Consider the following 13,775-nt stretch of genomic DNA (forward strand, 5'->3'; position numbering starts at 1 on the left):
TTATTTTATTCAATATCGCCGGCAACTAGGGGGACAAATTTAACGTTCGCGATATCTTTAATTTCAAAACCTTCTTCAGTACGAGTAACAAGTTTTAATCTCTGCTCTTCTATACCAATAGGGATAACCATAATGCCACCCACTTTCAATTGCTCTTTGAGCTTTTGTGGCATTGAAGCGGCAGCAGCCGTTACGATAATGGCATCAAAAGGCGCTTTACTCGACCAACCTTTCCAACCATCACCATGTTTTAAACTGATATTGTGTAAGTCTAATTGGCGCATTAAACGTCGAGCTTGAAACTGCAGTGACGCAATGCGCTCTACCGAAAATACTTTATCAACTAATTGAGCTAGCACCGCAGTTTGATAACCGCAACCAGTGCCAATTTCCAATACGTTATTAACCGGAATGTTTGCCGACAAAATAATTTCTGTCATACGCGCAACAATAGCCGGCTGTGAAATAGTCTGTCCTTTACCAATAGGTAAAGCGGTATTTTCGTATGCTTTATGAATTAAGGCTGGCTGAACAAAAGCGTGACGAGGCACTCGAGCGATTGCCTGCAACACTCTTTGATCTTTAATTCCTTCTTGTACCAATAGTTGAGCAAGACGCTCGCCGCTACGGGCTAAATTTAAACTTACCGACATGATTTTAAACACTACTTTAAGATTAAAAAGATTCTAACAAATTTCTATTTGTGCAAGCCAGTTCTCTAGCTCGTTTATTGTTTTATATGCTGTCATATCAACCGTTAATGGTGTGACTGAAACGAAATTTTGTTCAATTGCAGCAAAATCTGTATCAGCAGTATTGTCTTTAACTTCACCTACAGGTCCATACCAATATATTTCTCGACCATGCGGGTCAAAGGTTTTCACCATAGTTTCCGCTTGATGGCGTTTACCACAACGTGTAGTTTTAATGCCTTTTATTTGCTGCTTGGTGACCGGCGGCACATTAACATTGAGAATTTGATCGTTTGGCAATGGGTGTTTCGCCAGCTGACCAATAATAGTCGCCGCGACACTTGCAGCAACCGAAAAGTCCTGACTATTGTAATCGGCCAACGAAACAGCAACTGCGGGTAAGCCCATGTGCCGCCCTTCTGTTGCAGCAGCCACAGTACCTGAATAGATAACGTCGTCACCTAAATTAGCGCCATGGTTAATACCTGACACCACAATATCAGGTTTTACCTGACACAGTTGATTAATACCTATATGCACACAATCTGTTGGTGTACCGTTAACTGAATAAAAGCCGTTGTCATGTTTAGTCACACGCAGCGGATTAGTTAAAGTTAGGCTATTGCTGGCACCGCTGCAGTTTCTATCTGGTGCGATGACAGTCACTTGATGCTCTACAGACAATGCCTGATACAAAGCAGCTAAACCTTGGGCAAACACACCATCATCATTACTCAGCAGTATGCGCATGGTTTTTACTCGCATCTGTATAGTTTAAAATTTCACGCAATACCGAGGTTGCAAAACAGCCTGCTGGCAAGACAAAAGATAACGTTAAATAACTATCTTGCTGCTTTGATTCAAACTGCCAACTAAATTCATCAACAGGTAATTGTAAGGCGCGTCTATCTTGTTTTAGCCCTTCAACGGTTAAACCTTGCACTATTTCTGGATATTGCTGTAACACGCTTTGCTCTATCTCAGCCACTTGCCCTTGGACAATAGCTTCACCAGCGCCAAACATAGCACCACTTAACAATACATCACCTTGGTTAAAACGTTCAATGGTTTCTGCTTGTACCTGTGCTTCAACAAAAAATGAGTGGCTACCTTTTAACACAAAGGCATCACCGTCTAATGGCTTGAATAAGTCTTTTTCAATTCGGTAATTAAGAATTTGGTTAAATAACTCTGAACGGGCTGCTGAAATAAACAAGCCTTTAAGTTTTTTGTCACGCACGGTTAATTCACCGCTGAACATTTTGACAGCTTGTTCAACGTTATCACCATATTTACCAAATCTTTGTTCGCCGAAATAATTAGCTACACCTAATGCTTTTATTTTTTCTAAACGTTCAACCAGTTCTTGCTGAGCAAAATCCGTTAACTTAACTGCGATATTAAACTTGTTGATTTTGTGCGTGCCGATTTTAAGTTTTTTACCATGACGCTTCATTTCTAATACCTTGGCGCCAGGTAACTCAATTTCAGGAATGTCTTTTTTGATTGGCCAAGGTAAACAAAACCATTGGCGAGTCACAGCATGACGGTCTTTCATACCAGATGTTGAAACTAATCTGGCCGCGATACCAAATACTTTGGCTAACTGCTTAGCAATAAACTGGGTATTTTGTCCGTCTTTTTCAATCCATAACCATAAGTGTTCACCTTGACCGTCTAGTTCAAAGTGCATCACTTCTTCTACATAAAAGTCTGCATTGTTGTTGCGGATTGAACCTGTAGCCTGTGGCTCACCATGTAAGTAAGCTAAATTCATGCGATTTCCTCTAACAGTACAACAGCTTCAACTGCAATACCTTCTTTACGGCCGGTAAAACCTAATTTTTCAGTGGTGGTTGCTTTTACATTTATTTGTTCGATATCACAGTGAAAATCTTCAGCGATTATCTGGCGCATTTGCGCTAAGTGTGGTGCTATTTTTGGTGCTTGGGCAATAATAGTGATATCTGCATTACCTAATTGATAGTTCTTCTGCTGCATCAAACCAATAACATGTCTTAATAATATTCGGCTATCGATATTTTCGTATTCAGCAGCTGTGTCTGGAAAATGGTTGCCTATATCACCTAATGCAAGTGCACCTAATATAGCATCAGTTAAAGCATGCAAAGCAACATCACCATCCGAGTGTGCTAAAAATCCTTGTTCATAAGGGATCTTTACCCCACATAAAACAATTGGCCCTTCGCCGGCAAATTTATGTACATCAAAACCATGACCGATTCTAATTTTCATTTTGTTGACTCTCTAAATAAATGGCGGCAAGTTTTAAGTCTTGCGGGCGGGTAATTTTAATATTGCTATCTGAGCTTTCGACAAGCTTAACCGGATGTCCGGCTAACTCCATTGCTGAAGCTTCATCCGTAATCACTTGTCCGTTAGACAAATTCTGGCCAATGGCATTGGTTAACAAATCAGTTGCAAACATTTGCGGTGTATAAGCGTGCCATAAATACTCACGCTCAACTGTATGTTGAATTTGTTGCTGGTTATCTGAGCGTTTCATGGTATCTCGCACTGGTGAAGCTAAAATAGCACCAATTTTTTGCGCAATAACTTGCTCTGACAACTTAACTATGTCTGCGGTTAATACACAAGGACGCGCAGCATCATGCACCATAACCCAAGGATGTTGTTTGGCATTTAATACTTGTAAACCAGCCAAAACAGAGTCAGCTCTTTCTTTACCACCTATCACAAGTTCTACTTTATCGGAAAGTTTGTCTTTTAGTGTTTGGATGTAATCATCGTTTACGCCAACCGAGACAACAATTTTATCAACAATGGCAAGGCCAGCAAAACGTTCAATTGTATGTTCAAGGACAGTTTTACCGCATAAAGGTAAATATTGTTTGGGGATATTTGACTGCATGCGTTTACCAACACCTGCAGCTGGAATAACAACAGCAATCGACGGGCTCATTATTTTTTGCTTATTCACTATTGGGAACTATTCGGTAAAAAACTTCGTTTTGTTTGATTAAACCCAACTCATTACGCGCTTTTTCTTCTATCGCTTCAATGCCCGACTTTAAATCTTCGATATCCGCTAACATAATTTTATTGCGTAATCTTAGCTCCTGATTGGCATTTTCAAGTTGATTGACTTTACCACTCAAACTTTGATATTCGGAATATGCATTGTCACCAAACCACAAGCGATATTGCAGTAAGATAAAAATAACAATCAGTAAATTCCGAAAGAGTTTCATAAGCTAATGGGGAATTTTCATCGGTTTGTTTAAATTAGGCCAGTTAATAGTGCTAGATAATAACAGTTCGCGCAAGGTTAAGGTACGGGGAAACGTAGTATCTCCACCTATCCATGAATGACCGCAACAAGCAGCTGTCATAGTATCTTTATTTGCTTTAACAATTTTTAAGTTAACACTATCTAAACTTTGGCCATTGAGGTTAAACCAACCGTGTTCATTTAAACGAATTTTTCCGTCTGATGTAGCATCAATACAATCTAATCTATACCAAGTGACGCCGTTTTCGTTAACTAGTACAGGTAAAATCAAACCAATTTGCGCATATTTATCTAACCACTCGAACGTCATGTCTGCAGTGATTTTTTCAGCGGGATTACGGCGTTTTTGTTTGCCTGACCAAGTACCATTTTGCGTATCTAGCTGGAGTGGATTTTCCAACGACATTAGAGATTCAGCAGCTCTTTTGATATAAAAAGGTAAAGCGGCTAAACGCTTACTTAAACGAGAAGGTTCAAGATTAAATTCGGCTAAGAGTTTTAGTTCACGTTCGTAGAACACATTACACAACTGCGCATAGGCCAGCAAGCGTTTGCTGTCTTGGGCAAAATCTTGTTGTTGTGCAAAAAAGTCTACCAAAACCAAATACTCCAGATAAAAAAAAGGTGTTTTAACTGAATTTCAATTAAAACACCATAGTATTATCAAATTATCGCTAGAAAAACTAGCGAGTCAGCAATTATGCTTGACCTTTGATTTCAGACCGACCGTTGTATACAGCTTTTTCAGCTAATACTTCTTCGATACGTAATAATTGGTTGTACTTAGCAACACGATCAGAACGGCTCATTGAACCAGTTTTGATTTGGCCAGCAGCAGTACCTACAGCTAAGTCAGCAATAGTTGCATCTTCAGTTTCACCAGAACGGTGAGAGATAACAGCTGTGAAACCAGCATCTTTAGCAAGCTTGATAGCTTCTAAAGTTTCAGTTAAAGAACCGATTTGGTTGAACTTGATTAAGATAGAGTTACCGATGCTTTTCTCGATACCTTTTTTCAAGATTTTAGTGTTAGTTACGAATAAATCGTCACCAACTAACTGAACTTTAGAGCCTAATTTTTCAGTTAATACTTTCCAACCATCCCAGTCACTTTCGTCTAAACCATCTTCGATAGAAACGATTGGGTATTGAGCAACTAAGTCACCTAAATAATCAGCAAACTCTTCTGAAGTGAATGATTTACCATCACCTTTTAAGTTGTATTTACCGTCAGCGTAGAATTCAGAAGCAGCACAGTCTAATGCTAAAGTTACTTCTTCATTCATTTTGTAACCAGCTAATTCAACCGCTTCAACTATTACTGCTAATGCTTCAGCGTTTGATTTAAGATCTGGCGCGAAACCACCTTCATCACCAACTGCAGTATTGTAGCCTTTTGAGTTTAATACTTTTTTCAAGTTGTGGAAGATTTCAGCACCCATTTGGATTGCTTGACGGAAAGACTTAGCACCAACAGGTTGAACCATAAATTCTTGGATATCAACATTGTTGTCTGCGTGCTCACCACCATTGATGATGTTCATCATAGGAACTGGCATGCTGTACTGACCAGAAGTACCGTTTAAGTCAGCGATGTGCTCGTATAAAGCTACACCTTTTTCAGCTGCTGCTGCTTTAGCTACTGCTAAAGAAACTGCTAAAATTGCGTTTGCGCCTAATTTATCTTTGTTTTCAGTACCGTCTAATTCAATCATTAAACCGTCTACTGCTGCTTGGTCTAAAGCATCTTTACCGATTAACGCTGGCGCGATTACGTCGTTTACATTAGCAACTGCTTTTAATACACCTTTACCTAAGAAACGTGTTTTGTCGCCGTCACGTAATTCTAACGCTTCACGAGTACCAGTTGATGCACCTGATGGTGCTGCAGCGCGACCAAACGCACCACTTTCTAAATATACGTCTGCTTCTACAGTTGGGTTACCACGTGAATCGATAATCTCGCGACCGATAATTTTTGCAATAGTAGCCATTTTTAGTCCTCTTTAAATTACTTTGGCAGGGATACTTTCCCTGCCGTGTGATTTTGTTTATTTATCTTGCTTTTGACACTCATACGCTGCTGCCACAAATCCTTTAAACAAAGGATGGCCATCGCGTGGTGTCGATGTAAATTCTGGATGGAATTGAGCAGCAACAAACCAAGGATGATTTGGCAATTCAATTACTTCAACCAGTTTTCGATCTGCTGAAAGACCTGAGAATACAAGACCTGCTTTCTCAAGTTGTTCAATATAATGGTTATTTACTTCGTATCTATGACGGTGACGCTCATAAACTTCAGTTGAGCCATAAGTGTCTGCCGCTTTTGAACCTGATTTTAAATGACACAATTGGCTGCCTAAACGCATAGTGCCGCCTAAATCAGATGTTTGATTACGCGTTTCTACATCACCTTCAGAATTTAACCACTCAGTGATTAAACCAACTACTGGGTGCGGCGTTTCAGAGTCAAACTCTGTGCTATTCGCAGCTTCTAAATTTGCTACGTTACGCGCAAACTCAATTAATGCCATTTGCATGCCTAAACAAATGCCTAAATAAGGAATATTGTTTTCACGCGCATATTGAGCAGCCAACATTTTACCGTTAGTACCACGCTCACCAAAACCACCTGGCACTAGGATAGCGTCTAATGATTTAAGTTTTTCAATACCTTTAGATTCTAAGTCTTGTGAATCTATATATTCGATATTGACCGTTAAACGGTTTTTCAAACCTGCGTGTTTTAATGCTTCGTTTACTGATTTATACGCATCAGCCAACTCAACATATTTACCCACCATGCCGATAGTCACTTCACCCATAGGGTTTGACTCTTCGTACAATACTTGTTCCCACTCAGTTAAATCTGCTTCTGGGCAGTCAATATGGAAACGGCGAGTAATGTGCTCATCTAAACCTTGCGATTTTAACAATGCAGGAATGCGATAAATACTATCTACATCTTTTAACGAGATAACCGCTTTTTCTTCTACATTGGTAAATAATGAAATCTTTTTACGCTCGTTTGCTGGAATGGCATTTTCCGAACGACAAATCAAAATATCAGGTTGAATACCAATTGAGCGCAACTCTTTTACTGAGTGCTGAGTTGGTTTAGTTTTAACTTCACCTGATGCTTTCATGTAAGGCACTAAAGTTAAGTGCATGAACATAGCATGTTCACGGCCAATTTCAGTGCCTAGTTGGCGAATAGCCTCTAAGAAAGGTTGTGATTCGATATCACCCACTGTGCCGCCAATTTCAACTAAAGCGATATCAGCACCTTTAGCACCATCTACTACACGACGTTTAATTTCGTTAGTGATATGTGGAATAACCTGAATGGTTGCACCTAAATATTCACCTTTACGCTCACGCGCAATTACGTCTTGATAGACGCGACCTTGAGTAAAGTTGTTACCCTTAGTCATTTTGGTACGAATAAATCTTTCGTAGTGACCCAAATCTAAGTCAGTTTCAGCACCGTCTTCGGTTACAAAAACTTCACCATGCTGAATAGGACTCATGGTTCCTGGGTCAACGTTAATATATGGGTCTAATTTCATGATGGTGACTTTTAAGCCACGCGCTTCAAGAATCGCCGCTAACGATGCCGCAGCAATACCTTTACCGAGTGATGAAACCACCCCGCCAGTTACAAAAATATATCTAGTTGTCATGTGGAACCTGAATTTGAAACGAAAGAATTATAGACAATACAGACGGGAGCGAAGTATAGCAGAGAGATAACAAACAAAACAAACTTACTGTGGGTATATAGTGATATTATTTCGCAATACCCACAGTTCAGATGTTGAATATTTATCGCCTATTAATATTTATGTGTAGATCTTGTTGATTTTGCTTTAACTCAATTAACAAAATTTTGCTGTCTGGATTAAATTGATAATTGCTGTCAGCAGTGGAATTAACCTCAACAGCTGTTACTTGCTCTAAACCATGTAACATCAACTGAATAGTGCGAGCTCCAGCTTCATTGCTGTATTTTTTGCCGATATGGCGTTTAATGTTAATTTGTATATTAGCTTCAGATTCTTTGGCGGTAAAATCCATTTGCTCATATTGCTGCTTTTGATAAGCATCAACTGTGACACCATCATCTTCATACATACTCGCGTTAAATTTACCGGCTTGGTTTGCTAGATAATAATGCAGCTCAAGTTTGCTACTATCATAATGTTTGGCATTATTCACTTCAGTTAACATTGGGATGAAACTTCCGCCCTTAACAAATACCGGAATAGTTTCGATATTGACAGGTGTTTGATATGTTTGCCCACCAACCACTTTTTTGTCATCCCAAAAGTCGTACCAAGTACCGTCTGGCAAACTAACGGCTTTAACTTTTACGCCTGCATTCACTATTGGCGCTACTAACAAACTATCCCCCCACATATATTCATTGGCCGTTAACCAAGCCTGTTGCTTGTTTGGTTCAACAAATGAAAGAGGTCGCATCAGTGGTGTACCCTGTTGGCTATTTGCAAATACCATGCTGTACAAATATGGCATTAAACGATAACGCAGATTAATAAAATGTTTGGTTATACGTTTAGTTTTCTCATCATGGAATATAGGCTCTGGTGCAACCGCTTCTTGGGCGTGTGGTCGATAAATTGGTTGGAAGACACCATATTGCAACCAACGAATATACATCTCAGCATCCCAATTATCGCCGGCAAAACCACCTAAATCTGAATGGGTATAAGCTAAACCAAATAAGCTCATTTGTAAGCTAAGTTCTACTTGCGGTTTTAAGCCGTCCCATGAACGACTGACATCGCCGGTCCACGGAATAAGGCCATAACGCTGTGAGCCGGCAAAACCTGAACGCATTAAAATAAACGGACGTTTTTCAGGAAAATATTCTTGCTGTTTTTCAAAAACAGTTTGCGCCCAAACGTGGCCATATGCGTTGTGGATATGATCGCCCCTTCCAGCACTATGAATAATGTCATCAGGGTGCACTTCAGGTTCACCTAAATCGCCCCACCAGCCTTCTACGCCCAATTCCATTTGTTGTTGATAATACTGCCAAAACCAATCTTGAGCTTTAGGATTAAAAATATCAACAAGGCCAGTGTTGCCAAAAAAGAAGTCATAAGTATAAGCTTGCCCCGATGCATAGGTTGCTAAAGCTTGATTAGCCACTGCACTCGACCACTGTTTTGAGCTGGTTAGAATAAAAGGCTCTGTGATTAAAACTGTATTAACACCTTGCTGTTTAAAATCACTGATCATGTTTTTCGGATTTGGAAAAGCTTGTTTATCCCAAACTAAATTGCCCATGTGCCCTTGCACATCTTTACCAAACCAATATAGATCAAAAATAATCCCATCAAGTGGAATATCAGCTTGGGCAAATTGTTCCACGACAGTGCGAGCTTCTTCTTCAGTATGATAACCAAAGCGCGAAGCTAAATAACCTAAAGCCCAACGCGGTGGCATAGGTTGAGTACCGGTTAACTGCACATAATTTTCAACTATATGTTGTGGGCTATCCCCTGCAACCAAATAATAACTTGCGCGACCTGATACAGCGGAAAACTGCAACTGATTTGAATTGGTTTTCCCCAGATCTATTGTGCCTTTAGCTGGGTTATCAAACATCAGCATATAACCTTGATCGGATAACACACCAGGAATACTGTAATTCATCTGCTCAGAATGAGTGCCATAACCATAATGAGCTCTGTTGTATAAAGGGAGTTGATGGCCACGCCGATTCATGCTCAACACACGCTCACCGGCACCAGCAAGAATTTCATCTTTGCTTAATTGAAAAGCAATTTTTATTGGATTTTTATCGGGTTTGTTGTCGGGATCAGGTTTTGTCTCTGCCACTTCGGCAGTTAATAATTTATTTTGGTAATAAAACGACAAATTGAACGGCTGTTTTTGCACTACAACGGTTAAGTCTTGTAAGCTGTAGATTAACTGATTTTGCCCACTGATTAGCAGCCCTTGTTGTGCACTAAGGTTTTCGGGCAAGCTATATGATGCTTGCGAATGGATGTCTGCCAAATACTGCACCTCAACCACATATGGATTGAAGTAACGAATAGACACGTCACCTTGGTCTGTAGTGATAATCAGTTGCTGTCGTTTTAATTGATGCTGTTGGTATTCCCATGCAAATAAGCTGCTGGATAGCAGCGAAATACACAAATAAACAAATAACTTAAAAACCTTCATTGTCCTAACCCTAAAATAAATTTTGTGCGCATGCTAACAAGCTTAGAGTTAAGTTTAGGTTAAGTCGTTGATTAGTGCAGAAACAAAAACACCTGCCGCAGCAGGTGTTTTTTCATTAGCCCAATCAAGTTGCGCTTAACGTAAAAGCACTGAATTATTTTTTCTTAGCTTTTTTGTTAGGAATGTCGGTAATTGAACCTTCATATACTTCAGCAGCTAAACCAACTGACTCATGTAAAGTTGGGTGAGCATGAATGGTTAATGCGATGTCTTCAGCATCACAACCCATTTCAATACCTAAACAGATTTCACCTAAAAGTTCACCTGCATTGCTACCTACGATACCCCCACCAATTAATCTATGCGTTTCTTTTTCGAAGATTAATTTAGTGAAACCGTCTTGTGCACCTTGTGCAATTGCACGGCCAGAAGCAGCCCAAGGGAATACTGCAGTTTCGTATGCAATACCTTTCTCTTTAGCTTCTTTTTCAGTCACACCAGCAAATGCAACTTCAGGATCAGTATAGGCAATTGAAGGGATAACTTTAGGGTCGAATACGTGTTTTTGACCAGCAATAACTTCAGCAGCAACGTGCGCTTCGTGTACAGCTTTATGCGCAAGCATAGGTTGACCAACAATGTCACCAATTGCGTAAATGTGTGGCACGTTAGTTTTAAGCTGATTGTTTACTTCAATGAAACCACGATCCGTTACTGTAACACCCGCTTTGTCTGCATCGATTAATAAACCGTTTGGTGCACGACCAACAGCTACTAATACTGCGTCATATTTAACTGGCTCAGCAGGAGCAGCTTTACCTTCAAAGCTTACGTAAATACCATCTTCTTTCGCTTCTACCGCAGTTACTTTAGTTTCCAACATAATGTTGTTGAACTTTTTGCTGATAGATTTAGTGAAAGTTTTGATGATGTCTTTGTCAGCAGCCGGGATAAGTTGGTCCATGAATTCAACTACGTCAATTTGTGCACCTAATGCACTATAAACTGAACCCATTTCTAAACCTATAATACCACCACCTAAAATTAGCATGTTGCCAGGAACAAATGGCATTGCTAATGCGTCAGTAGAATCCCATACACGTGGATCTTCGTGTGGAATAAATGGTAATTTAACTGGACGAGAACCAGCAGCGATAATCGCATTATCAAAGTTTACTGTAGTTACTGAACCATCTTCAGCTTCTACTGCTATGCTGTTAGGGCCAGTGAATTTGCCGTAACCGTTAACTACGTTAACTTTACGCATTTTCGCCATACCCGCAACACCACCAGATAACTGACCTATTACTTTATCTTTGTGCGCGCGCATTTTGTCGATGTCTACTTCAGGCTTAGCGAAAGTAACACCTTCGTGTGCCATGTTTTGCGCATCAACTAAATGTTTAGTTACGTGCAATAAAGCTTTTGACGGAATACAACCAACGTTCAAACATACGCCACCTAAAGCATTGTAGCGTTCAATTAAAGTGACTTCTAAACCTAAGTCGGCTGCACGGAAAGCCGCTGAGTATCCGCCTGGGCCAGAGCCTAATACGACAACTTGAGTTTTAATTTCTTTACTCATAACGTCCTCTGAAATTTTGTTCTGGGTGAGCTATCAACCCACCCTGTTGTTAGATGCAAGAATAGTGTTATAGCACTAAACGTCGAATATCAGATAAGTTCGCAGCTACCTCTACAGAGAAACGCGCGCCTAAAGCACCGTCAATTACTCTGTGGTCGTAAGATAAGCTCAACGGACACATCAATCTTGGTTCAAAATCTTTGCCGTTCCATTTTGGTTTCATATCAGCTTTTGATACACCCAAAATAGCCACTTCAGGCCAGTTAACGATAGGGGTAAATGCTGTACCACCAATTCCGCCTAAGCTAGAAATAGTGAAACATCCACCTTGCATATCTGCCGCCGTTAACTTACCAGCACGTGCTTTTTTACTTATTTCCATTAATTCATTTGATAAAGTCTCAAGTCCTTTTTGCTCAACATCTTTGATTACAGGTACAACCAAACCATTTGGTGTATCTACTGCAATACCAATGTTAACGTACTTCTTAAGAACAATTGACTCACCATCATGAGACAATGAAGAATTAAACGTTGGGAACTTAACCAAAGCTTTAGCCACAGCTTTTAAGATAAAGACTAACGGAGTATGTTTAATACCCGTTTGTGCTTTAGCGTGGTAAGCATTTTCGCTCTTACGGAATTCTTCTAATTCAGTAATATCCGCTTCATCGAATTGAGTAACATGAGGAATGTTAACCCAGTTGCGGTGTAAGCTTGGACCTGAAATTTTTTGTATGCGTGATAAAGGTTTAACTTCAACTTCGCCAAACTTAGCAAAGTCGATTTTTGGTGAAGACATGACTTTAAAGTCACCTGCATTTGCAGATGAAGCACCCGCTTCACTACGAGGTTTAGCCAATTCAGCTTTCACCCAGTTTTGTACGTCTTCTTTTAAGATACGTCCTTTACGGCCACTACCTTTAACTTTAGCTAAATCCACACCAAATTCGCGCGCAATACGACGAACAGAAGGACCAGCATGCACAGTGCCGCTAGTTGCCACTGGAGCGGCTTCAACAGGTGGTGCTTTTGGCGCAGCAGCAGGCATAGGAGCTGGTGCTGGCGCACTCGCCGCAGGTGCTGGAGCTGGTGTCGCAGCTGGTGCTGCACTTTGAGTTTCAACTAGCGCAATTAAGCTGCCTTTGGAAACTTTGTCACCAACGGTAACTTTTAATTCTTTAACCGTACCGGCAAATGGTGCAGGCACATCCATAGTGGCTTTGTCTGTTTCTAAGGTTAATAAACCGGCTTCAGCTTCTACAGTATCACCTACTGCAACTAATAACTCGATTACATCAACGTTTTCAGCATCACCAATATCTGGCACAAAAACTTCTTTAATTGCAGCAACTGCTGGAGCACTTGCCGCAGGCGCTGGTGCAGGAGCAGCTTCTGCAACAGGAGCTGCGGTTGCGCCGGCAACTTCAAGCATTAGTACCAATGAGCCTTGAGATACCTTGTCGCCAACTTTAACTTTAAGTGACTGAACTTTACCTGCTTGTGGGCATGGTACGTCCATAGTGGCTTTGTCAGTTTCTAAGGTGATTAAACCAGCTTCTGCTTCAACCTCGTCACCTTCGGCAACTAATAATTCGATGATTTCAACATCAGATGCATCACCAATGTCCGGCACTGTTACTTCAATAACAGAGCTAGATGCCGCTGCAGCAGGTGCTGGCGCAGCTTCTGCGACCGGAGCCGGTGCAGGTGCTGCTTCAGCTGCCGGTGCTTCTGCACCACCAGCTTGTTCGATTTGCACAATCAAAGTCCCTTCAGATACTTTGTCGCCAACCGCTACTTTAATAGCCGCAACTTTACCTGCAAATGGCGCAGGTACGTCCATTGATGCTTTATCACTTTCAACCGTGATCAGCGCGTCTTCAGCTTCGATTGTATCGCCAACAGCAACACATAATTCGATAACTTCTACTTCATCGCTCCCAACATCAGGGACCAATACGTCTTTAATATTTGCCATATCGTTTTCCTATGTTAGCCC

The 13,775-nt window shown here is 40.6% G+C and carries 12 protein-coding genes; all 12 read right to left on the reverse strand.

Features of this window, described 5'->3' with window-relative positions:
* Window positions 1-5: 5 nt before the first annotated feature.
* The 12 genes from ACMZOO_RS04770 to aceF all read right to left on the reverse strand — a co-directional run bounded on the left by ACMZOO_RS04770 (window position 6) and on the right by aceF (window position 13,754).
* Entirely contained in the window at window positions 6-653 is a 648-nt protein-coding gene (locus ACMZOO_RS04770) for a protein-L-isoaspartate(D-aspartate) O-methyltransferase (protein ID WP_440905619.1), read from the reverse strand.
* A 33-nt stretch (window positions 654-686) separates the two neighbouring features.
* Window positions 687-1,442, reverse strand: a complete 756-nt coding sequence (gene surE / locus ACMZOO_RS04775; protein ID WP_440905620.1) for a 5'/3'-nucleotidase SurE — start codon at window positions 1,440-1,442, stop codon at window positions 687-689.
* The gene (truD, locus tag ACMZOO_RS04780) at window positions 1,423-2,469 is read right to left on the reverse strand and encodes a tRNA pseudouridine(13) synthase TruD (protein WP_440905621.1); all 1,047 of its coding nucleotides are present in this window, start codon (window positions 2,467-2,469) and stop codon (window positions 1,423-1,425) included. The genes surE and truD overlap by 20 nt, the downstream gene beginning before the upstream one ends.
* Entirely contained in the window at window positions 2,466-2,942 is a 477-nt protein-coding gene (ispF, locus tag ACMZOO_RS04785) for a 2-C-methyl-D-erythritol 2,4-cyclodiphosphate synthase (protein ID WP_440906282.1), read from the reverse strand. The genes truD and ispF overlap by 4 nt, the downstream gene beginning before the upstream one ends.
* Window positions 2,938-3,636 (reverse strand): 2-C-methyl-D-erythritol 4-phosphate cytidylyltransferase, encoded by a 699-nt coding sequence (ispD, locus tag ACMZOO_RS04790; protein WP_440905622.1) that lies wholly within the window; start codon window positions 3,634-3,636, stop codon window positions 2,938-2,940. The genes ispF and ispD overlap by 5 nt, the downstream gene beginning before the upstream one ends.
* A gap of 10 nt (window positions 3,637-3,646) precedes the next feature.
* Complete coding sequence (gene ftsB, locus ACMZOO_RS04795; protein ID WP_440905623.1) at window positions 3,647-3,925, reverse strand: cell division protein FtsB; 279 nt, start codon at window positions 3,923-3,925, stop codon at window positions 3,647-3,649.
* Between the two features lie 3 nt (window positions 3,926-3,928).
* The gene (locus ACMZOO_RS04800) at window positions 3,929-4,564 is read right to left on the reverse strand and encodes a hypothetical protein (protein ID WP_440905624.1); all 636 of its coding nucleotides are present in this window, start codon (window positions 4,562-4,564) and stop codon (window positions 3,929-3,931) included.
* Between the two features lie 100 nt (window positions 4,565-4,664).
* The gene (gene eno / locus ACMZOO_RS04805; RefSeq protein WP_016957911.1) at window positions 4,665-5,960 is read right to left on the reverse strand and encodes a phosphopyruvate hydratase; all 1,296 of its coding nucleotides are present in this window, start codon (window positions 5,958-5,960) and stop codon (window positions 4,665-4,667) included.
* 57 nt (window positions 5,961-6,017) lie between these two features.
* The gene (locus ACMZOO_RS04810) at window positions 6,018-7,652 is read right to left on the reverse strand and encodes a CTP synthase (RefSeq protein ID WP_440905625.1); all 1,635 of its coding nucleotides are present in this window, start codon (window positions 7,650-7,652) and stop codon (window positions 6,018-6,020) included.
* 142 nt (window positions 7,653-7,794) lie between these two features.
* On the reverse strand, window positions 7,795-10,188 hold the full coding sequence (locus ACMZOO_RS04815; RefSeq protein ID WP_440905626.1) for a TIM-barrel domain-containing protein: 2,394 nt from the start codon (window positions 10,186-10,188) through the stop codon (window positions 7,795-7,797).
* A 154-nt stretch (window positions 10,189-10,342) separates the two neighbouring features.
* Window positions 10,343-11,773 (reverse strand): dihydrolipoyl dehydrogenase, encoded by a 1,431-nt coding sequence (gene lpdA, locus ACMZOO_RS04820; RefSeq protein WP_016957914.1) that lies wholly within the window; start codon window positions 11,771-11,773, stop codon window positions 10,343-10,345.
* Between the two features lie 67 nt (window positions 11,774-11,840).
* Window positions 11,841-13,754 carry a pyruvate dehydrogenase complex dihydrolipoyllysine-residue acetyltransferase gene (gene aceF, locus ACMZOO_RS04825; RefSeq protein WP_440905627.1) on the reverse strand — a complete coding sequence of 638 codons (1,914 nt, stop codon included), beginning with the start codon at window positions 13,752-13,754 and terminating at the stop codon, window positions 11,841-11,843.
* Window positions 13,755-13,775 lie beyond the last annotated feature (21 nt).

This window comes from Catenovulum sp. SX2, from assembly GCF_052056295.1.
Taxonomy (GTDB): Bacteria; Pseudomonadota; Gammaproteobacteria; order Enterobacterales; family Alteromonadaceae; genus Catenovulum.

Bases quoted from the DNA above. Each gene is read 5' to 3' on its own strand.
- ACMZOO_RS04770 (WP_440905619.1), bottom strand. From the start codon at position 653: ATGTCGGTAAGTTTAAATTTAGCCCGTAGCGGCGAGCGTCTTGCTCAA.
- surE (WP_440905620.1), bottom strand. From the start codon at position 1,442: ATGCGCATACTGCTGAGTAATGATGATGGTGTGTTTGCCCAAGGTTTA.
- truD (WP_440905621.1), bottom strand. From the start codon at position 2,469: ATGAATTTAGCTTACTTACATGGTGAGCCACAGGCTACAGGTTCAATC.
- ispD (WP_440905622.1), bottom strand. From the start codon at position 3,636: ATGAGCCCGTCGATTGCTGTTGTTATTCCAGCTGCAGGTGTTGGTAAA.
- ftsB (WP_440905623.1), bottom strand. From the start codon at position 3,925: ATGAAACTCTTTCGGAATTTACTGATTGTTATTTTTATCTTACTGCAA.
- eno (WP_016957911.1), bottom strand. From the start codon at position 5,960: ATGGCTACTATTGCAAAAATTATCGGTCGCGAGATTATCGATTCACGT.
- ACMZOO_RS04810 (WP_440905625.1), bottom strand. From the start codon at position 7,652: ATGACAACTAGATATATTTTTGTAACTGGCGGGGTGGTTTCATCACTC.
- ACMZOO_RS04815 (WP_440905626.1), bottom strand. From the start codon at position 10,188: ATGAAGGTTTTTAAGTTATTTGTTTATTTGTGTATTTCGCTGCTATCC.
- lpdA (WP_016957914.1), bottom strand. From the start codon at position 11,773: ATGAGTAAAGAAATTAAAACTCAAGTTGTCGTATTAGGCTCTGGCCCA.
- aceF (WP_440905627.1), bottom strand. From the start codon at position 13,754: ATGGCAAATATTAAAGACGTATTGGTCCCTGATGTTGGGAGCGATGAA.